Origin of the sequence: Roseibium sp. SCP14 (assembly GCF_040329475.1) — a bacterium.
Lineage (GTDB): Bacteria > Pseudomonadota > Alphaproteobacteria > Rhizobiales > Stappiaceae > Roseibium.
Map to the genome: position 1 here is coordinate 189,043 of NZ_JBDZYH010000006.1, position 19,657 is coordinate 208,699.

Sequence of the window (19,657 nt, forward strand, 5' to 3'; positions counted from 1 at the left end):
TCTTTCGAACGCTGGCTCTTGAGCCTTTCGGCTAAAACTGGAGCGGGCGATGGGATTCGAACCCACGACCCCAACCTTGGCAAGGTTGTGCTCTACCCCTGAGCTACACCCGCATAGTGTCCCGAGCGCTTGGCGGTGGCCGCCTCGTCGTCGGTGGCGCAGTATATGAACTATGCTGAGACGGATTGCAACACCGAATTTGCAGAAAAATTTTTAGCCGCCTTTCTGTGGATTTCTTATTCACTCAATTTCGGAAAAGCGCAGTTTTCCGCCGCTTTTGACGATGCTTTTCTCTTGCTGGAAGCTTATGAAACGCGTTAGACAGCGCCAAAGTCAAAATTTTCTAGGAAAAAAGATGCCAGCGACCCGCGACGATCTGATGGGCTTCTTCAAGGATCTCGATATCGAAGTCACAACCGTTGACCATGCCCCCGTATTCACGGTCGCTGAATCCGGCGACCTGCATGACAGAATTCCCGGTGGTCACACCAAGAACCTTTTCATCAAGGACAAGAAAGGCCGCCTTTTCCTGATCGTGGCGCTGCATGACGCTGAAATCGACCTGAAGAAAGTGCACCAGATCGTTGGTGGTCAGGGACGGGTGTCATTCGGCAATGCCGAACTCCTGATGGAAGTGCTGGGCGTTGAGCCTGGCTCGGTGACGCCATTTTCGCTGATAAATGACAGGGAAGCACTACGCGTGACGCCCGTATTCGACGCCGCAATGATGCAGCACGAGATCCTGAACTATCATCCGCTGAAAAACGACGCGACAACCGCGATTACCGGCGGTGACCTCATCAAGTTTGCAAAGGCCTGCGGCCACGAACCACAGGTTCTGGCCGTCAGCGAGGAAGCCAAGGCGGCTGGCCTCTAGACTGGGCGCCCGCAATCGCGGACCTAGATATAAGATTCTCTTCAATCAAGCGTTTGTAATTCAGACGCAGTGGCTCCATGTTATGGGCCAGTTCAACCAGGTGACGGTTATTTATTGGGCCGGGATGCGGAAGGCACCGGCCGCAAAGCACGAGGCGGGCATATGAGCAACGGCAACTACAGCATGGGCGGTCAGGTTGGTGGCGGTTTTGGCGCCAGCATGGGCGGCGGCTATGGCGGCCAGGGAGGCGGCGGCTTCGGTGGCGACGGCGGAAATGGTGGCGGCGGCGCTCCGGCAGGCGGTGACCTGATTTATGATGTCACAACGCAGACTTTTATGGCTGACGTGATGGAAGCGTCCCGCCAACAGCCTGTTCTTGTTGACTTCTGGGCTCCCTGGTGCGGTCCATGCAAGCAGCTGACGCCAATTATCGAAGAGGCCGTCAAAGCGGCCGGCGGTACAGTAAAGCTCGCAAAGATGAATATTGACGATCATCCGGAAATTGCGGGTCAGATGGGCATCCAGTCCATTCCGGCAGTGGTTGCGTTCAAGGACGGTCAGCCGGTTGACGGTTTCATGGGCGCGCAACAGGAAAGTCAGGTGAAAGCCTTCATCGAAAAGGTTGGCGGACCCGCTCCGGCCAATCAGGCAGACGTTTACCTGGAACAGGCGGAAGAATTGCTCGGCGCGAACGATTTCGGCCAGGCAGCGCAGCTCTTCGGAGCGGTGATGCAGATGGAGCCGGACAACGTGAAGGCAATAGCCGGGCTGACCCAATGTTATCTGGGTGCGGACGACGTTGAACGTGCCAAGCAGACCCTCGATCTTGTGCCAGAGGAAAAACGTTCAGAAGAAGCTTACACGGCCGCCAAGGCTGCACTGGAATTGGCCGAGCAGGCAGCTTCGCTTGGCGATCTGGCCGACCTTCACGACAGGATCTCGAAAGACCCGCTTGATCATCAGGCCCGCTTTGACCTGGCCCTAGGGCTTAACGGCAAAGGCGACAAGGAAGGGGCCGTGGATCAGCTCATTGAAATTGTCCGCCACGACCGGGAATGGAACGAAGATGGCGGCCGCAAGCAGTTGCTGCAGTTTTTCGAAGCTTGGGGCTTCAAGGATCCTGCCAGCGCGTATGGAAGGCGCAAGCTCTCCGCAGTTCTGTTTTCTTGACGATTGCCGCCCCTGACACATTTAGACAGGGCAATAGCACGCTGACGGCATTGTAAAAAACGAGAACAAAGAAGGCGCGGAGATGCAGGCGGGAAATGCCATTTATGAAACGATAGCGGACCTACCGCCTGTATTGCCTGTATTCCCATTGTCCGGAGCCCTTCTTCTGCCCCGAACCCAACTGCCTCTGAACATCTTCGAGCAGCGTTACATCGACATGGTCGACGAAGCGCTCTCGGGCAACCGGCTGATCGGCATGGTGCAACCCTCCCCCGACAGGATCTCCGCCGACCCTGATGAACCGGTGCTTGCGAGCGTCGGCTGCGTCGGCCGGCTTACCAGTTTTCAGGAGACCGGCGACGGCCGATACCTTGTTACCCTGCAGGGCATTACCCGTTTCGCGTTGGGTGAGGAGATCAGCTCAATCGCGAACTACCGCCAGGTCGAATGCGATTTCGCGGCCTTCTCCCACGACCTGAAATGCGGCGAAGGCGAAGAGGATGTTGACCGCAACGGTCTCCTGAAGACCTTGCGCAACTATCTTGACGCCAACAACCTGGAAGCGGATTGGCAGAGCGTGTCGGAAGCCGAAACGGAAGTTCTCGTCAATGCGCTGTGCATGATGTGCCCGTATGGCCCGCAGGAAAAGCAGGCCTTGCTGGAGGCTCGCGATCTCAGAACCCGTGCGGAAACGCTAATCGCCATAACAGAAATGGATCTTGCCAAATCGCAGAATGACGGCGGCTCGACGCTGCAGTGATCCTGCGCCCTTTGACCTGAAAGACCGACTGAATGACCGAAACCACGACCGAACGCCCGGTAGACAGAAAACTGCTAGAGCTTCTCGTCTGCCCCGTGACCAAGACAACGCTCGAATATGATGCCGAGGCCAAGGAACTGATCTCCAGATCCGCGAAACTGGCCTACCCGATCCGCAACGGCATTCCAATCATGCTGCCCGACGAGGCAAGGCAGCTGGAAGACTGATCGGCAGTCAGCAACGAAATGAACACGAAAAAGCCCGGTCCGAATGGCCCGGGCTTTGTTGTTTGTGCAGTTTTCAGAAAATCAGAAACCGCGGAACAATGGCATCAGATTGATGATGATGATCTGACGAAGGAAAATGATGGCCAGCAGCAAGATCACCGGAGAAATGTCCACGCCGCCGAGATCCGGCATGAAACGCCGTATCGGCCGCAAGGCAGGTTCGGTGAGATTGTAAAGCACCCGGCCGATCGAGTTGATGAACTGATTACTCGAGTTGACGATGTTGAAAGCGTAAAGCCAGGAAAAGATCGCACTGGCAATAATTACATAGGTATAGAGTTCCAGCGCGATGAGGATGACGTTGAAAAGGGCTGTCATGATCCGGTCCGTTGCCTTTCGAAAGCTTTCTTTGTCCTCATGTAGCTTCAACACAGGCCAGCTGCAAGACGCGGCGACTTTCAACACGAATTTGTTTGTAACCAGACTTAACAGCACCGCCACCAGAAAGCGCAGCGATGCTTAAATGCAACAGTCTCGCAAAACCCGGATTCCTTAGGGTTTGAGTAAGGCTGCTTCGTGCTATCTTCCTCTCCAACGAGATTCCGTCTGGATACGACTTATATGAAAAAGCTGTTGTCGCGCATCGCGCTCGCCCTTTCGCTGAGCGCAGCCACCACCGCCGCCCTGGCGCAAAGCGGTGAAATTACCGGCCAGGATGCGAACCGCCAGTTCGTGATCGATCTTGGTATCGGGGCAATCGCAAAGCCGCGCTACGAAGCTGCTGATTCCTACCTGATCTATCCACTGCCGATCATCTCAGTCGGCCGCTTTTATCTGCCAGGTCTGGGCCAGGTGGTCGATGGGCGTCGCAGGAGCGGCGTTTTCTTCTATCCGGCATTCAATTACCTCGGTGAGCGCAAGGCCAGCGACAGCGCTGACCTGACTGGCACCAGAACCGTTGACTGGGCCCTGGAACTGGGTCTGGGCGGCGGTCTTCGCGGTGAGCACTGGCGCGCATTTGCCGAACTGCGGCAGGGTTTCAACGGTCACCATGGCCAGGTTGGCCAGCTTGGCCTCGACGGCATTGTCTATCCGACTGAAAAATGGGAAGTCAGCTTCGGCCCGCGCGCGGATTTCGCGTCGGAAGACTATATGGATACTTATTTCGGTGTGACTTCTTCGGAAGCAGCAAACAGCGGTGGCCGCCTGACGGCATATAATGCCGGCGCCGGCTTCAAGAGCGTCGGTGTAGCCGCACGCGCCAGCTATGACTGGAACGAAGACGTCCGCCTGCATATTCAGGGTGGATATGACAGGCTGATCGGCGATGCTGCCGACAGCCCAATCGCCAGAGGTGGCAGCAAGGACCAGTTCAGCCTGGGCCTTGGTGTCAGCTACCGTTTCGCGTTTGACATCTTCAAGTAAGCGCAAGCGAAAACGGATAATCAGTTAAGTGGGCTGGCCTACCTAAAGGCCGGGGCAAAAGGGGGCTGGGGGGCTCCCTTTTTTCTTTTGTCTCCGGCGAAGATGATTCAGGAAACGCAGACTGGCGGCGCATTCAAGCAGAACTGAAGGTTGGGATGGATTTCCCGGACGGCCTTGCAAGACGGGTCACCAAAAATCCGCTCAAACGGTGGAAGGCCGCCTAATACGAACACTTGATAAGTTCGATCCCGCGCGGCAGCTTGGTGTTTTCGTCACCGCAAGCACCCAGAATACGGCTCGGATCGAGGTTCTGGGCACCCGTCAGGTCCGCACCCACGAGACGCGTCCGGCGCAGAAGCGCGCCATCAAAATCAACATTGGTCAGATTGGCATTCGACAGATCGGAACTCACAAGCCGGACACCAGTGAAATCGGCACCGGAAAAGTTCGCGCCATGCGCCTTGAGCCGATCCAGCTTGCCCTGGCGAATGCGCGCGTTTTCGAAATTCGCACCGGACACATCGACGCGTTCCAGATTGACTTCGTCCATCTTCGCGCCCTTGAAGGATGCACCTTCCATGACAGACCGGATCAGCGTGACGTTCCGCAGGTCCGCGCCATCAAAAACCGCACCACCGGCGATGCTGGCGTTGAGGTCGGCATCCCTGAGATCTGCCCCCGTTAAATTGGCATTGGTCAGATTGGCCTTTTCCAGGTCCACGGATCGCATGCTTGCATCGGTAAAATTACTGCCCGAAAAATCGGCTCGCTCGGCTTCCGACCGCCTGAGGTCGGCATCCTGGAAGTTGGCATCGGGAAGTACGGCTTCCTTCAGATCCGTCTCGCGCAGGTTTGCACGCTGGAAATCGGCATTTTCCACCGTAAGAAACCTGAGTTCGGCCAGCCGCAGGTCACAACTTGGGCACCCGCCCGCCTTCTTGATCTCAGACATCCGTTCGGCGTCACTTCCTGCAAGCGCGCCGGTTGAAACAGCCCAGAGGGTCATCGCGCTCAAGCAACCTGCCGCCAATCGGATCATCCTATCGCTCATCGCTATTCCCTTTTTCCTACATCTATTCAAAATAGGTATTCAGACAGGCAGTTTAAGAACCGTTGCCTTCAACAAAATCGAATTTGTATGAAAAAGATATTAGAACCTCGCAAGAATTGCAGCCTATGGTGCAATTTCCGGAGAAAGGTCACTTTTGCGAGCTGTTTTTCACTGAAAACTGTGGGAGGGAAGAAGCAGGCGGGGTCGCAGTTGCCCACTTCTTCCATCCACTTAAGCGCTGACGACGCACAACCTGACAATCAGCGTGCCAATTCAATCGCAAAAGCCTTGCCAATTTGTTTTCAGTGAGAAATTTCCATATCTGGACAGCGAAACAGCACAAAGCACAAGATACTGATCTCGTTTAGAAAAACTTCACCATTGCTGCATTGCATTCTGCAAGGCCACCTGCAAACGTGACTAAGAAAGAGTTAACAATCCTGGCCGGCACAGGACAGGATGCAGCCGGTGCGGAGCGTCAGGAAAATTCCTGTCGTAAATCGATCGTCGACCGCTTGCCGATATCATCAAAATGGCGGTCCAGCCATTCTCTGGCAGTTTCACGGCCCAGGTCCCTGAGTTCGGTCAGGAACGCCCATTCCGCATTTAGTTTCGAGGAGGCCTGAAGCGGTTTCAGCTCCGTGGCGAAAATCCGGTGAATGTGAACCTTCATGTACTCCTCAGCGGACAATTTTCCTTCCTCGATCAGCCTTGTGACAAAGTCGATTGCGCGCAATTCCCTGAGCAGGGTTGAATTGAAGGTGATTTCATTCAGCCGGTTGACGATTTCACGCGCGGTTCGCGGCACTTCTCGGCGCTCCAGGGGATTAATCTGGATCAGGACCACATCCGGTGTCGCCGTCTTGTAAAACAGCGGATAGAGCGGCGGATTGCCCATGTAACCACCGTCCCAATAGGGCTCGCCGTCGATCTCAACCGCCTGATAAAGCTGGGGCAGACAGGCAGAGGCCATCACCGCATCAAGCGTCACTTCCTTCTCGCTGAACACCCGGATCTTGCCCGTGAAGACATTGGTTGCCGCAATGAACAGCTTCAGACCGGAGCAACAGTGCACCCGGTCGAAATCAACCATCTTCTCCACCACATCCCGCAAGGGATTGATGTTGAGCGGATTAAATTCGTAGGGAGAAGCGAACCGGGACAGAACATCGAAATAAAGGTAGCTCGGCGAGTGGTCGAGGCTCCAGTTGCCGAGCAGCACATCCAGCGGCGAACGCTGGATCGGGCTGTACTTGGCCTGATCGCTGACTTCGTGCCAAAAGGCTTCGAGACTTTCCCGGGCCCCTTCTTCGCCGCCCGCCTCCATTCCACTTGCCAGAACGACCGCATTCATGGCTCCGGCGGATGTGCCGGTAATCGCATCGATGGAAAAACGGCTGTCTTCCAGAAACCAGTCCAGGACACCCCAGGTAAAAGCGCCATGCGCGCCCCCACCCTGGAGAGCCAAGTTGATCTTCTTCGGTTTCGCCACGGCTTCTGCCTTCTGATCGGGACTGGTGTTTCTAATACGCTTACTGCGCGGTCCAGCCGCCATCGATCGGCAGGATGGAACCCGTGATCGCAGACGCCGTATCGGAGCACAGGAATGCCGCATATCCGGCAACCTGCTCGATCGTGACGAACTGCTTGGTCGGCTGCGCCTTCAGCATGACGTCCTTCTTGACTTCTTCTTCGGTCATGTTGCGCGCCTTCATCGTGTCGGGGATCTGTGCTTCCACCAGAGGTGTCCAGACATAACCCGGGCAAATTGCGTTGACCGTGATGCCCTGCTCGGCCACTTCCAGCGCGACGGTCTTGGTGAGACCTGCAATCCCGTGTTTTGCAGCGACATAGGCGGACTTGTAGGGAGATGCGACGAGAGCATGTGCGGAAGCGGTGTTGATGATCCGGCCCCAGCCTCTTTGCTTCATGCCAGGCAGCGCGGCACGGATTGCATGGAAGGCGGAAGAAAGGTTGATCGCGATGATCGCGTCCCACTTGTCGACGGGAAACTCGTCAACCGGCGAAACGTGCTGAATGCCGGCATTGTTGACCAGAACATCAACCGACCCGAACTCCTTTTCCGCATCGGCGATCATGCCGGCGATCTCGTCGCCCTTGAGCATGTTGGCCGGAGAATAAGTGCAGCGCACACCGAAATCGGCCTCGATAGCCGCACGTGTCCGTTCGATCTCCTCCGCGTCGCCCAGACCGTTGATGACGACATTGGCACCCTTTTCGGCAAATGCGCGGGCACAACCAAGTCCGATCCCGGAGGTGGAACCGGTGACGACAGCGGTTTTGTTGGCAAGCATTCAGGATCTCCCAAGAACTGATAAATTCCGGCACAACATTTGACCAGTTCTCGCCGCACTGCAACAACGGAATGACGAAAAGTGATTAGTTCGTCATGTTTGATTGTCGCAGCGGCATTTCAGCGCCGTTTCATGCGCTGCGCACCGGCAAGCGCCTTGCGCGCACGATCTCGGGCAACTGCCCTGTGTTCTTCTGCTTGCGAATAGTCATCCGCCGTCAATCCGAGCTTTTCGGCAAACCGCTCACGGACAAGGCCGTAGAATGTCGCATGCAGGCTGGCAAACACCCACACGAGGATCAGCATCGTACCCATCGGGAAAACAGCGGAACGAACCTGCTGCCAGATCTCGCTCGCAGGCAGAAGACCGTCGGAGACGCTAAGCAGAAATCCCCAGACGAAAACCAGTAGACCGGCCAGCAGGCTCATCACCAGCGCGGAAAAGGCCATCGGCCAGCCGAGGCCGGACGTTGCTCTCCAGCTCTCTTTCAACGTCAGGGGATCATCGACAGCAGCTGCCGGCAAGACAACGGAGAACTTCTGAACCACCATGAGAGCGATGAACGGAGCAAGGAACAACAACAACAGGCCGGCACCGGCCGTAATCGCTGCCAGCAGCAGTGATACGATGATCAGCGGCACCAGCGAGAGTGCACCGATCAGACTGAGCACTATCTGGTTGACGATCACCCGGACAGTGCGCCTGCCGAAAAAAACGGGAAAGTCACGGGCGTCGATCAGGATCCGGCGCACGTAGGCAATCGCAATCCCAAATCCGACAACCAGGTTGGCAATTCCAGCCAGAGCCCTGAGCGCGCCTTCATCAGGCGCTGCAACAGGTTCGGTCATGTAAGACACTGTCCTGAAGCCGCTCTCCGGCATCAACGCAGAACCGATCGCGAAATTAAGGGCAACCAGCATCAGAATATACGCCCAGCCGGTCCGAAACAGCGTTCCGACATGGTACTGCGCCAGTGTTAGCGACCGTTCCAGAACGGTGATAAACATTGCCTGCTCCCGAAATTCGGCTCTGCACGCAAAGTAGGGACTTTATTGAAAAACGCTAGGGTCCGGACTGCTGTGCGCTTCCATCGCCATCCGGTATCCGGCTGTCAGCACCGAAATGCCGAGCACGGTCACGATGATCTGCAACAGCACGTTCAGCAGCATCAGTTTGAACTGCAGCAGAATGATCGGCAGGCTACCGGCCATTCCCTGGAGCAGATACTGAAACAGGATACCGGCCAGAACAAATGGAAGCGACAGGATCAGTGAGGCAAAGAACATGCGCCAGCCAAGCCCCTCGCTGATCGCGTAAGCTTCTCCGAGGCTGATCGGCTTTTCCACGGCGGTGGCCGGAAGAATGAGCGACAGTCTGAGAAACGTGGGTATCGCGAATATGAGAAGCAATACAGCGAACACACCTGTTACCACGGGAACGCCGATCGCGACCTGAACAAATCCAACAAGCAGCCAGACGCAAACAAATATCAAAGCCAGAAGCAGCGACTTGAGGATGAACTTTAATTCAACGCCTCCCACTCTCAGATGAATGAGGCCTGGCGTTTCTCCCAGCAACCCGAATCGATGCCAGGCAACACCGATGCTTGCAGAAGAAGCCAGGGCGAACATCAGCATGACAAGCGAAAGCAACACCATTGCACCCGGGTCAGCCGATTGCGAGTCGGCGCCACCGGTCGCCAGCCTGATCAGCATCATCAGAGCGAATTGCAGTATGAACCAGCTTCCGCAAACCTTGAAAACGGTCTCCAGGTTTCCAAACACAAGTGAGACCGAGTCGCCCAGCAATCGCTTCAACATGCATGTGCCCCAAAATCTTCATGAAGCCTCGACGATTGCGGCTCCTTGTCATTGCGTTTAATTGCTAAAATCTGCAAATGCAACGACACCACCTGCAGTCAGAACACTCCCTGTTCTGTCCAGGAATTGCCGTTTTTCGACGCAGAACCAAATCATTCGCTGGAAGTTTGGGCCAATATCCCTCATATGGTGGGCAAAAGCGTGTAACCGGTTGGTTCCTGTCATGATTGATGATTTCGCAAAAGCCCTGCCCCGCCGCAAATCCGTTGGAGTTCCGGTCGGCAATGTCATGGTTGGCGGCGATGCTCCGATTGTCGTCCAGTCGATGACCAACACCGATACTGCCGACGCGGACGCAACCGTTGCGCAGGTCGCAGCCCTGGCACGCGCCGGCTCCGAGATCGTGCGCATTACCGTGGACCGCGCGGAAGCGGCGGCTCAGGTGGCCCACATCAAGGAACGGCTGGACCGCATCGGCATCCATGTGCCGCTGGTTGGTGACTTCCACTATATCGGCCATAAGCTCCTGACCGACTATCCGGACTGCGCCGCAGCACTCGACAAATACCGGATCAATCCGGGCAATGTCGGTTTCAAGGCAAAACGCGACACGCAGTTCTCGCAGATCATCGATATCGCGCTCAAACACGACAAGCCGGTGCGGATCGGCGTTAACTGGGGCTCGCTTGACCAGGAACTGCTGACCAAGCTGATGGACGAAAACGCGGAGAGCGACAAACCTGTCTCTGCCGCTGCCGTGATGCGGGAAGCGATCATCCAGTCCGGCCTTCTTTCCGCAGAACGGGCCGAAGGTCTCGGCATGGGCCGGAACAAGATCATCCTGTCTGCCAAGGTCAGTCAGGTGCAGGACCTGATTGCCGTCTACGCCGACCTAGCGCGCCGCTGCGACTACGCCCTGCATCTTGGCCTGACGGAAGCCGGCATGGGCACCAAGGGCATCGTTTCGTCTTCTGCCTCCATGGGCATCCTGCTGCAGCAGGGGATTGGCGACACGGTTCGCGTCTCGCTGACGCCGGAACCGGGTGGTGACCGCACACGTGAAGTTCAGGTAGCCCAGGAACTGCTCCAGGTCATGGGTTTCCGCGCTTTCGTGCCGGTTGTCGCGGCATGCCCCGGATGCGGCCGGACCACGTCCACAGTCTTCCAGGAACTTGCCAGCGAGATCCAGGACCATATTCGCGAGTCGATGCCGCTCTGGCGCGAGCAGTATCCGGGCGTGGAGAGTCTCAACGTCGCCGTGATGGGCTGCATCGTCAACGGTCCGGGCGAATCCAAGCATGCCGACATCGGCATTTCCCTGCCTGGCACCGGTGAAACACCGTCTGCACCTGTTTTCGTTGACGGCGAAAAAGTAACCACACTCCGCGGCCCCGGCATTGCCGACGAATTCAAGCAAATGGTCTTGGATTACATAGAAAAGCGCTATGGAACCGGATCCGGTTCCTCTTCTTCCGACGCCGCCTGAACCAGCTGAGGGGCTTTCAAAATGATGCAGCAGCCGGGTGCACCCGAGCCACAGAAGAAGCCGATCCTGGTGATCACGTCACAGGTGGTACGGGGTGGCATCAGCGGTCGCGGTCTCACCTTTGCGCTTGAGCGGATTGGTCATGACGTCTGGTTTTTACCCACGATCCTGCTCCCCTGGCACCCGGGCCACGGACAAGGCACTCGGATTGTCGCCTCTTCTGGGGATTTCGCGGCGATTGCGGACGATCTTGCATCGTCACCGAAGCTGAGTGAGATTGGCGGTATCATCTCCGGCTATCTCGGGAATGCGGAGCAGGCGCACGCCATTGCCAAACTGGTAAAAGCCGTCAAAACGGCAAACCCCGAGGCACCCTACCTCTGCGATCCCGTCATGGGAGATCATGTCAGCGCGTCTGGTGGTGGGCTTTACGTGCCGAAGGCAACGGCTGAGGCGATACGGGACGAACTGGTACCGCTGGCCGATATCGTGACCCCCAATGCCTTCGAACTCGGCTGGCTGACACAGCGCGACGTTGAAAGCGAACTTCAGGCTCTCTCCGCTGCCCGCGCCCTTGGCAACGAGCGAGTGCTGATCACCTCTTCACCGGCGCTTCGCCGTAATGCCATTGCAAATCTTCTGGCCGGCCCACGCGGGGCTGTTGCCGCCGAACACGCTGCGATCCCCAATCCGCCACACGGAACCGGTGACCTGATCGCAGGTCTTTTCCTGTCAAATCACCTTGAGGGTTTCGATGACGAAGAAGCCCTGAAACGGGCGTCCGCATCGGTATTTGAGCTTGTTGCCCGCAGCGTCAAGAAGGAGGCGGACGAGCTGCTTTTTGCCGAGGAGCAGCAATCAGTGGTCAAGGCGATGGCACTGGTAACGTCCCGCCGGGTTCTGGAAACCAAGGTTCGTGCCTGAAGACATTGACACCTGGGTCGCCGGGGTCGACGGCTGCAAGGCCGGCTGGGTGGCCGTCCTTCGAAACCTGGTCAAGCCGGACGAGGCAAAGCTCGAGATCTTTCCGCAATTTGCAGACCTGATCAATTTTGCCCCGCATCTTTCCATCATCGCAATCGACATGCCGATCGGATTGCCCGATCGGATTTCCCCGGGAGGCCGAGGTCCGGAAAAGGCGGCCCGCAAACACCTGGGCATGCGCCAGTCATCTGTCTTTTCCGTGCCGTCCCGTGCCGCTGTCTACGAAGACGACTACAGGCAGGCTTGCGCCACCGCGCTTCGCACTTCCGAACCGCCGAGAAAAGTTTCCAAGCAGTGCTTCCATCTTTTCCCGAAGATCCGCGAAATCGATGCGCTGATGACCCCAGAATTGGAAACCCGTGTTTTTGAAGTTCACCCGGAGCTCGCCTTCTGGCGCCTGAACGGTGAAAGGGAAATGAGCCTGCCGAAAAAGGTCAAGAGCCGTGCCAACCCGGAAGGCCTTGATCAACGCAGGGATCTGCTGGTGTCAAAGGGTTTGCCGCAGGACTTCCTCGACCTGCGTCCGCCCAAAGAATGCGGCCGCGACGACCTGCTGGATGCCGCCGCCAACAACCTCATTGCCGAGCGTATTCTCAGTGGCAGGGCTGATCCCTTTCCAATGAACTATCAAAGAGACGGCAAGGGCTTGAGAATGGCAATCTGGGCGTGAGTGAAAGCTTCAACCGGGATGCGAACCGAAGACCGACAAGCGGAAACGCAGCTGGAAAGTCGATGAAGATAGTTTTTCACGGGCTGGTGGTTCTGGTCCTTACGTTTCTGAGCCAGCTTGGCGGGATCGCCTGGATCTTCGCACTTTTCTTCAAACGAAGACTGACCGTGTTTTTCATCTCATACGCATTTCTGAGTTTGTCAGCAGTCTGGATTGCCCCGGTAACAAGCGGCAGAGTTGCCCTGTCCTGTTTCGAGCGCGGCGCTCTGGAAATGCAGTCCTGGGTCTACTGCGCACTGAACCGAAATTACGTCTCTCCGGAAGTCAGGACTGTGCTGGAAGACCTTGCGGCTGCAACGGTTAGTGCGTTCCCGGGAACCAGGATCCTTGTTCTGGACGGAAATTTTCCGTTCATTGATGGCTTTCCGTTGATACCGCATCTGTCTCACAACGATGGAAACAAGGTGGATCTCGCACTCTTTTACAGGCAGGAAAACGAGTACCTGCCGGGCGCAACACGCTCCCCAATAGGCTATTTCGCATTTGAAGAAGGAGCCTCCGAATGCCCAAGGAACTCAATGACGCTCCGTTGGGATCTCGACTTTTTACAACCCGTTTGGCGGAATCTTGAACTGGACCGGGACCGAACGCGTTATGTTGTCAACTGGCTCGCCTCCGATCGCCGGGTGGGTAAAGTGTTTTTGGAGCCCCATTTGAAAAGGCTCTTGAGCATTTCAGGATCGAAAGTTCGCTTTCAGGGGTGCCGGGCTGCGCGCCACGACGATCACATCCACTTTCAGCTCTGAATTCGAGCCGCGGCGGGAACTGGCCTGCCAGTGAGCGTTGGCAAGTACCTTGCTGAACCCAAATCTACCGGCGGTGATCCCCAGCAACTCTCATTTCCACACAGGACTCGCAAAACTTCCCTTACGTAAGTTATGGTGAACATGTACCCTATTGGTCACAAGACCAATTCGCAGGTCTCCTTGCAAAGGATCAAAGTCATGCGATTGAAATTTGTTTTTGCATTCATGATCGGCTTCGGCCTCACCTATTCAGGACCGATTGATTTCACCACCCTGTCGGCAGGCACTTCGGTATTTCTGGGTGTCGGATCAGCCAAGGCTCAAAACCCGCAGCGCAATACCGCAAGACGCACGGCCCGTAGAACAACCCGGCGGGTCAATTACCGTCAATCGGTCGCAGGCTGCACACCTTACAATGCCTACTACAATTGCGGCGGTGTTTATTACCAGGCCGTCGTTCAGGACGGCGCCACCGTCTACATCGTTGTAAATCCTTGATTTTTGCAATGGAGTTTCCAATGACGATTGCCCGCTTGTTTGCATTTGCCCTCGGCTTCGCATTTCTTGGCTCCCTTGCCCATGCGCAAGGCCCGGTGAAAGGCGTTCTGGAAGCCTGCGAAACGGAAATCACCACCTATTGCGATCAGGTCACACCAGGTGAAGGCCGCATTCTTTCCTGCATGTACGCCCACGAAGACAAGATCAGCGACACGTGTGCAGCTTCGATCGTCGACCTCGCCGATGCGCTCGACTTCATGTTCGCCAATGTCGCCAACGCGGTTGCACTGTGTGCTGCCGATATCGAAGCCAATTGCTCTTCGGTCGACTTTGGCGGTGGACGTGTCTTGTCCTGTCTGAAAGCGAATGCGGACAAGGTTTCGCCTGAATGCCAACCGGTCGTCAGTGCGTTCAGCGAGAAATTCGGCCTCCAGGACTGATTTGGGCGACTGATCAGGAAGATCCTTTTTCAGACTGAAGACATCGATCGGTGTCGCGATCGATTCGATTGAGACGTCAACACCGTGCCACCGCCTTTGCCGGGCGAATGGCAGTAGAAATCGGTCCGCCCCCTGGACCGGACGCCGCAGCATGCCCGTTCCTTGTCATCAGAACCTGCAAATACGTGCTTCGCTCACTGGAAGGCAGCGACCGGCCGCAGCCTGCCCGGTGCAAGCGAAAACAAGGGATGACTTCGTTGAAAGCACTCGTCACCTGAGTGGCTTCCCTCACCCTTTCGCATGATTGCGCGGGACCAAAAACTCAACAGATCAAGATCAGCGATTCAAAGTCAGATCGCCCATGACCAATGGAGCCGTCAAATGCCTAAAAGCACGGATTGAGAAGAGATCTTCCCCTTGAAACCCGCCTCGTTGATCTTCACCGGCGATTGTGCGCTGTCACACGTTAGGCTTTAAGTTCGGATACCGAATTCATGGCTGAAGACTAACTCGAGTTGATACGTTTATTTGTTGGATAGGAAAGTAACGAACAAAGTCTCATTGAGCCGCAGGCAAGAAATCAAAAATCGAAACATGCACTTAAATCTCACACGGAAATTGCCGCGCTGCGCTGCGCTGCGCTACGAAACAGATCTGGAACAATCTTGCCGGTCATGTGCCCACGGCCCGGTCCATCATCAGGAGCGCATGGGCCCTGGGAGCGATCTGGGCCGCGATTTCATCGAGATGCAGCTGCATCATGGCCGTGTTGCAGCGGAGGACGACAAGACCGGCCCCCACGCCCCTTTGCGGACAGATGGCGCCGAAGATCCAGGCAGACTTGGTCCGCTGATCCTTCTGCGCCACCGGCCGGGTTCCTTTGCGCGCCCACCGCCTTGTGATCTTGGTTTTCTGACCAACCCGGGCCTCGTCCTGCCACCAGATTTCTATCGGTGTTTGCGGACCCAGACGGGTTCTGAGGGCCTCCAGTTCCGTGGGGAAGCTTTTTTAAAAGCCTCCGGCGCATGTTCGTTCTGGCCGTGATGGCGCGGGCGGGTGGTCAGCTTGACAAAGCCCATGTCCTTCAAGGCCCCGCTCACCGTCGTTTCGCAAACGTTCACGTCGAATTCCTCATGGAGCCAGGCAACAAGGTCCTTGATCCGCCAGCGGACCACCCCATGCACAGCAGGGATCGGGCCTTCCTCAACAACCCGCGCCTAGGCCGCGCGGTGGTCTGCGGTTAGTTTGGGCACGGCGTCGGGAGGCTTGCGATCAACCAGCCCCTCCGGCCCTTCGGCGTTGAAGCGCAACACTCAATCCCGGATCACCTGAAGTTTGACCCCGCCGCACCGGGCCGCCTCAAGGCGCTTGCACCCGTCGTAGATCGACGCAAGTGGCAGCAAACGCCGCGTTTGATTGGCATCGCTTGACTGTTTTGCCAGACCGCGAAGCGTCCCAGCATCAAAATCCTCGCGAAGTGAAATGCGACCACCCATGACAAACTCCCTGTTTGCCATCGTGAATCATGATTTACCCAAAACAGCAAAGCTCAAATATGAGCCACTCATAAATACGTTTGGTATTAAGTTTCAGTCGATACCGAGATTAATTCTGACATTATTCAGATGGCTGAAGCCTGAAAACAGGCTGCACCTACGTATTGGAAAATTGTGTTGCCTAACCAGTAGCGTATATGTAGGTCTATCGTGAAAATGTTTCTAAAAATTCGATCACAGAGGCACAGCATGGTTCAAGGCCAAGATGATATTCATGTATTTTCTGACGGAATAAAGATTAACAATTCCATTCCTAGAACCATGACGGTAGAGGGCTTGCATTATCTGGGAAAACTGGCTCAGTCAGTTCCAGAAAACGGAACTATTGTTGAGGTAGGACCTTTATACGGCAGCTCAACATGGGTGTTGGCAAAAAACAGCGCCCCTTCGGTGAAAATTTACTCGATTGACACCTGGGATCCTCAGCCATGGATCAAGAAACGCTTGCCGGACGCATTGGAATTTGGCCTTGATTCATTTCGTCATTACGTGCGCGATTGTGAAAACGTAACGCCGATCCAAGGATGGAGTCCGCAGGTTGTTGAAGACACGTGGGACAGACCGATCGATCTGTTTTTCGATGACGCAACTCACGGAGATCCCGGCTTCTCCGCAAACATGAACTTCTTTTTGCCATTTGTAAAAGATGACGGCATTCTCTGCGGCGACGACTACGCCTCTGGATGGCCCGACATCATCCGGGTTGTAAACAAACTTGCAAAAAGCTGGAACGTTACGCCCGAAGTCAACGGTCGATGCTGGGCCGTTTTGAAAAACGGCGGTCGCGGCACACCCCACAATTCGATTGCAGACAAAATCGGGCCATGGTGTGAAGCAGATCTCACTCTTACAACAAGAAGCAAGTCCGGCTATCAGCACAAAAGTCAACCAAGGACGTGGACGGGCAGGATTCTGGAAAACGATCCGCTCACAGGTGTTGGAATTTTCACGAATGGCGTGAAAAAGGTTTCGGGTAAATTCGACCTATATTTCGAGGATGGCAACGTATCCAAAGGCCTTGCATTTGATGCCATGCATCAATTCGAAAAAAACATTACCAATATTTCCGTATGCTTGGACAAGGATTACGAAAAGGAATTTACCGTCAAGGTGCAAGGGTGTGAGATCATAAGAGCAACGCCAAACTGCAAAACGATGAACACATCGTCAAGCGGGCCAGGAAAATTGCTTAAGAAAGACGACGAAACCCCATTGAGCGCGCTACGGTTGCAAATCGAAAACAGAGTTGGCTAGGGTGTCGGTTCAAGACACCACAAGGCCCTGGAAAAATTCCCGAAAGCGAAAGATCTGTCCGATGCTGCGTCCCGCTCAAGGCTCGGATTACGCTTTGCCTCATAGTGTGGACCTCAGCAGCTGATAGGAATTCAGCAATTTGGTTCAAGAGCACGCCAGCAAAATTGGCGGGAGCTACAACTGGTGGAACCGGGCAGCGATGGGCGCTCAGCGCGGATCGGGGCCCGGATCTTTCTGAACCGCGAGCTCTACCGAGAGGCACCGGATCTCAATCAGAAAACCGACCCGAACGTTGTCGGACCATGGTCGGGCCTTCGAGCGTGGCGCGCTCCGGAGCGGGCTTGACCTGATAGGCTACCTTGCCGAAGACCGCCGAAACAAACCTGGCGGCAAAATGCGTTCTACAAGTGCGCCCGAACAGAAGCCTTCCCTTTTCGACAGAACCTGCTAAAACGCGCCGCGCTCCCTCAGGGGGCCACCGGTCGCAGCCTACCCGGTGCTAGCGAAAACAAGGGACCACATCGTTGAAAGCACTTGTCATCTGTTCTGGCGGAATGGATTCCGTCACCCTTGCGCACAAGATCGCGCAGGATCATGAGCTCACCGGTCTGATCTCTTTTGATTATGGCCAGCGGCACAAAAAGGAATTGGACTACGCCAAGGCCTGTGCCGAAGAGCTGAAAACCGAGCATATCCTGATGGACATCTCCAGCATCGGCCGCCAGCTGACCGGTTCGGCGCTGACCGATGACGTTGATGTTCCCGACGGACACTATGCCGAAGACACCATGAAGATCACCGTTGTGCCAAACCGCAACGCGATCATGCTCACCATCGCCTATGGAATTGCCGCCTCACGCGGTGCGGATGCCGTTGCAACAGCAGTTCACGGCGGTGACCACTTCATCTATCCGGATTGCCGCCCAAGCTTCACAGAAAGCTTCGAGGCGATGCAACGTCACGCGCTCGAAGGTGTCGCGGACATCCGGCTCTACACGCCTTACGTCCACATCAGCAAGGCCGACATCGCGGCCGAAGGCCTGAAACTCGGTGTCGATTATCGAAAAACCTGGTCCTGCTACAAGGGAGGCGATGTCCATTGCGGGCGTTGCGGCACCTGCGTCGAGCGGCGCGAGGCTTTTCACCTGGCCGGCGGAACCGATCCGACCGAATACGCCGACCCGGACTTCTGGAAGGCCGCCTGCAATGTTTAGGATCACCAAGGAATTTCACTTTTCCGCCTCGCACCAGCTGATAGGGCTTGGCGACGACCACCCCTGCTCGCGCTTTCACGGCCACAATTACGTTGTCGTTGTTGAACTGGCGTCCAACGAGCTGAATGCCACCGGGTTCGTGCGCGATTACAACGAACTCAAGACGCTGAAAATCTATATCGATGACACGCTGGACCATCGCCACCTGAATGATGTCCTGGGCGACGACTGCGTCACCGCCGAACGTCTTGCAAAGCATCTTTACGACTGGTGCAAGGCGGCATGGCCGGAAACCATGGCTGTCAGCGTCAAGGAAACCCCGAAAACCTGCGCAGAGTACCGGCCACTTCTGTATGTTCCGGTGGAGGCACAGACATGACCCTGGAAACCATTCGTGTAAACGAGATATTCGGACCCACCATTCAGGGCGAAGGCGCACTTATCGGCCAGCCGACCGTTTTCGTACGTACTGGCGGCTGCGACTATCGCTGCAGCTGGTGCGACACGCTCCACGCCGTTGACAGTGCTTATCGGGACGAATGGCATCCGATGACGCCGCAGGCGATCATGATGCAGGTTGAAATCCTTTCCGGAGGCAAATCGCTGACGATCTCGTTGTCCGGCGGCAATCCGGCGATCCAGCCGCTCGGTGGACTGATCGAGCTCGGCCGCAGAGAAGGATACCGGTTTGCCCTGGAAACTCAGGGCAGTCTCGCCAGGGACTGGTTCAAAAAGCTGGACGTGCTGACGCTCAGCCCGAAACCGCCCTCGAGCGGCATGGAAACCGACTGGCAGAAGCTCGCAGAGTGTGTTGAAGCTGCAGGGCCCGAAACCAGGACAGTCATGAAGGTGGTGATCTTCGACGATGCGGACTACACCTACGCCAGGGACGTTGCCGCGCGTTATCCGGAACTGCGGCTTTATCTGCAACCGGGCAACCACACACCGTCGCACCCCCAAGAAGCCGACAGCGCCATCGACATGGCGGGTATCATGGAGCGCATGCGCTGGCTGGTCGAGAAGGTCACGACCGACAAGCTCTACACCGCCACAGTTCTTCCTCAATTGCACACCCTGATCTGGGGCAACCTGAGAGGCGTTTGA

At 56.1% G+C, this 19,657-nt stretch carries 26 protein-coding genes and 1 tRNA gene; 17 read left to right on the forward strand and 10 right to left on the reverse strand.

The genetic code is table 11. The features are described from left to right. Positions 1–38: 38 nt before the first annotated feature. A tRNA-Gly gene (locus ABLQ08_RS23770) sits at positions 39–113 on the reverse strand. Positions 114–129: 16 nt separating this feature from the next. On the opposite strand from ABLQ08_RS23770, the gene ABLQ08_RS23775 reads away from it, so the two are divergent. From ABLQ08_RS23775 to ABLQ08_RS23795, 5 genes are all read left to right on the forward strand, one after another. Beyond that, positions 130–321: a hypothetical protein gene (locus tag ABLQ08_RS23775; RefSeq protein ID WP_352947351.1), complete on the forward strand. Its 192-nt coding sequence runs from the start codon at positions 130–132 to the stop codon at positions 319–321. Between the two features lie 34 nt (positions 322–355). Then, on the forward strand, positions 356–877 hold the full coding sequence (locus ABLQ08_RS23780; RefSeq protein ID WP_352947353.1) for a prolyl-tRNA synthetase associated domain-containing protein: 522 nt from the start codon (positions 356–358) through the stop codon (positions 875–877). Positions 878–1,039: 162 nt separating this feature from the next. Further along, positions 1,040–2,047: a thioredoxin gene (trxA, locus tag ABLQ08_RS23785; RefSeq protein ID WP_352947356.1), complete on the forward strand. Its 1,008-nt coding sequence runs from the start codon at positions 1,040–1,042 to the stop codon at positions 2,045–2,047. 82 nt (positions 2,048–2,129) lie between these two features. Then, positions 2,130–2,807, forward strand: a complete 678-nt coding sequence (locus ABLQ08_RS23790; protein WP_352947359.1) for an LON peptidase substrate-binding domain-containing protein — start codon at positions 2,130–2,132, stop codon at positions 2,805–2,807. A gap of 32 nt (positions 2,808–2,839) precedes the next feature. Next, a complete protein-coding gene (locus ABLQ08_RS23795) occupies positions 2,840–3,034 on the forward strand; it encodes a Trm112 family protein (RefSeq protein ID WP_352947361.1) in 195 nt (64 codons plus the stop codon). 81 nt (positions 3,035–3,115) lie between these two features. On the opposite strand, the gene ABLQ08_RS23800 is transcribed toward ABLQ08_RS23795, so the two are convergent. Beyond that, positions 3,116–3,412 carry a YggT family protein gene (locus tag ABLQ08_RS23800; RefSeq protein ID WP_352947362.1) on the reverse strand — a complete coding sequence of 99 codons (297 nt, stop codon included), beginning with the start codon at positions 3,410–3,412 and terminating at the stop codon, positions 3,116–3,118. A gap of 243 nt (positions 3,413–3,655) precedes the next feature. On the opposite strand from ABLQ08_RS23800, the gene ABLQ08_RS23805 reads away from it, so the two are divergent. Continuing rightward, positions 3,656–4,459, forward strand: a complete 804-nt coding sequence (locus ABLQ08_RS23805) for a MipA/OmpV family protein (protein ID WP_352947364.1) — start codon at positions 3,656–3,658, stop codon at positions 4,457–4,459. A gap of 220 nt (positions 4,460–4,679) precedes the next feature. Here ABLQ08_RS23805 and ABLQ08_RS23810 read toward each other — a convergent pair whose 3' ends face one another. The 5 genes from ABLQ08_RS23810 to ABLQ08_RS23830 all read right to left on the reverse strand — a co-directional run bounded on the left by ABLQ08_RS23810 (position 4,680) and on the right by ABLQ08_RS23830 (position 9,645). Continuing rightward, complete coding sequence (locus ABLQ08_RS23810) at positions 4,680–5,510, reverse strand: pentapeptide repeat-containing protein (protein ID WP_352947365.1); 831 nt, start codon at positions 5,508–5,510, stop codon at positions 4,680–4,682. Positions 5,511–5,988: 478 nt separating this feature from the next. Then, the gene (locus ABLQ08_RS23815) at positions 5,989–7,002 is read right to left on the reverse strand and encodes a patatin-like phospholipase family protein (protein WP_352947368.1); all 1,014 of its coding nucleotides are present in this window, start codon (positions 7,000–7,002) and stop codon (positions 5,989–5,991) included. A 40-nt stretch (positions 7,003–7,042) separates the two neighbouring features. Further along, complete coding sequence (locus ABLQ08_RS23820; RefSeq protein WP_352947370.1) at positions 7,043–7,825, reverse strand: 3-hydroxybutyrate dehydrogenase; 783 nt, start codon at positions 7,823–7,825, stop codon at positions 7,043–7,045. Positions 7,826–7,944: 119 nt separating this feature from the next. Then, the gene (locus ABLQ08_RS23825) at positions 7,945–8,832 is read right to left on the reverse strand and encodes a 4-hydroxy-3-methylbut-2-en-1-yl diphosphate synthase (RefSeq protein WP_352947372.1); all 888 of its coding nucleotides are present in this window, start codon (positions 8,830–8,832) and stop codon (positions 7,945–7,947) included. Between the two features lie 42 nt (positions 8,833–8,874). Next, positions 8,875–9,645, reverse strand: coding sequence for a hypothetical protein (locus ABLQ08_RS23830; RefSeq protein ID WP_352947374.1), 771 nt, complete (start codon positions 9,643–9,645; stop codon positions 8,875–8,877). Between the two features lie 223 nt (positions 9,646–9,868). Here ABLQ08_RS23830 and ispG point away from each other — a divergent pair, with 223 nt between their 5' ends. The 6 genes from ispG to ABLQ08_RS23860 all read left to right on the forward strand — a co-directional run bounded on the left by ispG (position 9,869) and on the right by ABLQ08_RS23860 (position 14,529). Beyond that, positions 9,869–11,131 carry a flavodoxin-dependent (E)-4-hydroxy-3-methylbut-2-enyl-diphosphate synthase gene (gene ispG / locus ABLQ08_RS23835; RefSeq protein ID WP_352947376.1) on the forward strand — a complete coding sequence of 421 codons (1,263 nt, stop codon included), beginning with the start codon at positions 9,869–9,871 and terminating at the stop codon, positions 11,129–11,131. A 21-nt stretch (positions 11,132–11,152) separates the two neighbouring features. Beyond that, the gene (gene pdxY / locus ABLQ08_RS23840) at positions 11,153–12,055 is read left to right on the forward strand and encodes a pyridoxal kinase (protein ID WP_417714942.1); all 903 of its coding nucleotides are present in this window, start codon (positions 11,153–11,155) and stop codon (positions 12,053–12,055) included. Then, positions 12,048–12,785, forward strand: a complete 738-nt coding sequence (locus ABLQ08_RS23845) for a DUF429 domain-containing protein (RefSeq protein ID WP_352947379.1) — start codon at positions 12,048–12,050, stop codon at positions 12,783–12,785. The genes pdxY and ABLQ08_RS23845 overlap by 8 nt, the downstream gene beginning before the upstream one ends. A 62-nt stretch (positions 12,786–12,847) precedes the next feature. Further along, entirely contained in the window at positions 12,848–13,591 is a 744-nt protein-coding gene (locus ABLQ08_RS23850; RefSeq protein ID WP_352947380.1) for a hypothetical protein, read from the forward strand. A gap of 198 nt (positions 13,592–13,789) precedes the next feature. Continuing rightward, positions 13,790–14,089, forward strand: a complete 300-nt coding sequence (locus ABLQ08_RS23855) for a hypothetical protein (protein WP_352947382.1) — start codon at positions 13,790–13,792, stop codon at positions 14,087–14,089. Between the two features lie 20 nt (positions 14,090–14,109). Beyond that, a complete protein-coding gene (locus tag ABLQ08_RS23860) occupies positions 14,110–14,529 on the forward strand; it encodes a cysteine rich repeat-containing protein (protein WP_352947384.1) in 420 nt (139 codons plus the stop codon). Positions 14,530–15,201: 672 nt separating this feature from the next. Here the strand turns inward: ABLQ08_RS23860 and ABLQ08_RS23865 are convergent. From ABLQ08_RS23865 to ABLQ08_RS23875, 3 genes are all read right to left on the reverse strand, one after another. Continuing rightward, positions 15,202–15,519, reverse strand: a complete 318-nt coding sequence (locus ABLQ08_RS23865; RefSeq protein WP_352947670.1) for a transposase — start codon at positions 15,517–15,519, stop codon at positions 15,202–15,204. Continuing rightward, a complete protein-coding gene (locus ABLQ08_RS23870) occupies positions 15,477–15,713 on the reverse strand; it encodes a helix-turn-helix domain-containing protein (protein ID WP_352947386.1) in 237 nt (78 codons plus the stop codon). Before ABLQ08_RS23870 ends, ABLQ08_RS23865 begins: the two co-directional genes overlap by 43 nt. Before the next feature lie 129 nt (positions 15,714–15,842). Then, positions 15,843–16,025, reverse strand: coding sequence for a hypothetical protein (locus tag ABLQ08_RS23875; RefSeq protein WP_352947389.1), 183 nt, complete (start codon positions 16,023–16,025; stop codon positions 15,843–15,845). Between the two features lie 249 nt (positions 16,026–16,274). Here ABLQ08_RS23875 and ABLQ08_RS23880 point away from each other — a divergent pair, with 249 nt between their 5' ends. From ABLQ08_RS23880 to queE, 5 genes are all read left to right on the forward strand, one after another. Further along, positions 16,275–17,339 (forward strand): class I SAM-dependent methyltransferase, encoded by a 1,065-nt coding sequence (locus tag ABLQ08_RS23880; RefSeq protein WP_352947391.1) that lies wholly within the window; start codon positions 16,275–16,277, stop codon positions 17,337–17,339. Between the two features lie 183 nt (positions 17,340–17,522). Continuing rightward, the gene (locus tag ABLQ08_RS23885; protein WP_352947394.1) at positions 17,523–17,684 is read left to right on the forward strand and encodes a hypothetical protein; all 162 of its coding nucleotides are present in this window, start codon (positions 17,523–17,525) and stop codon (positions 17,682–17,684) included. 179 nt (positions 17,685–17,863) lie between these two features. Next, positions 17,864–18,553, forward strand: coding sequence for a 7-cyano-7-deazaguanine synthase QueC (gene queC / locus ABLQ08_RS23890; protein WP_352947396.1), 690 nt, complete (start codon positions 17,864–17,866; stop codon positions 18,551–18,553). Next, positions 18,546–18,932 (forward strand): 6-pyruvoyl trahydropterin synthase family protein, encoded by a 387-nt coding sequence (locus tag ABLQ08_RS23895; RefSeq protein ID WP_352947398.1) that lies wholly within the window; start codon positions 18,546–18,548, stop codon positions 18,930–18,932. Before queC ends, ABLQ08_RS23895 begins: the two co-directional genes overlap by 8 nt. Then, the gene (queE, locus tag ABLQ08_RS23900; RefSeq protein WP_352947399.1) at positions 18,929–19,657 is read left to right on the forward strand and encodes a 7-carboxy-7-deazaguanine synthase QueE; all 729 of its coding nucleotides are present in this window, start codon (positions 18,929–18,931) and stop codon (positions 19,655–19,657) included. The genes ABLQ08_RS23895 and queE overlap by 4 nt, the downstream gene beginning before the upstream one ends.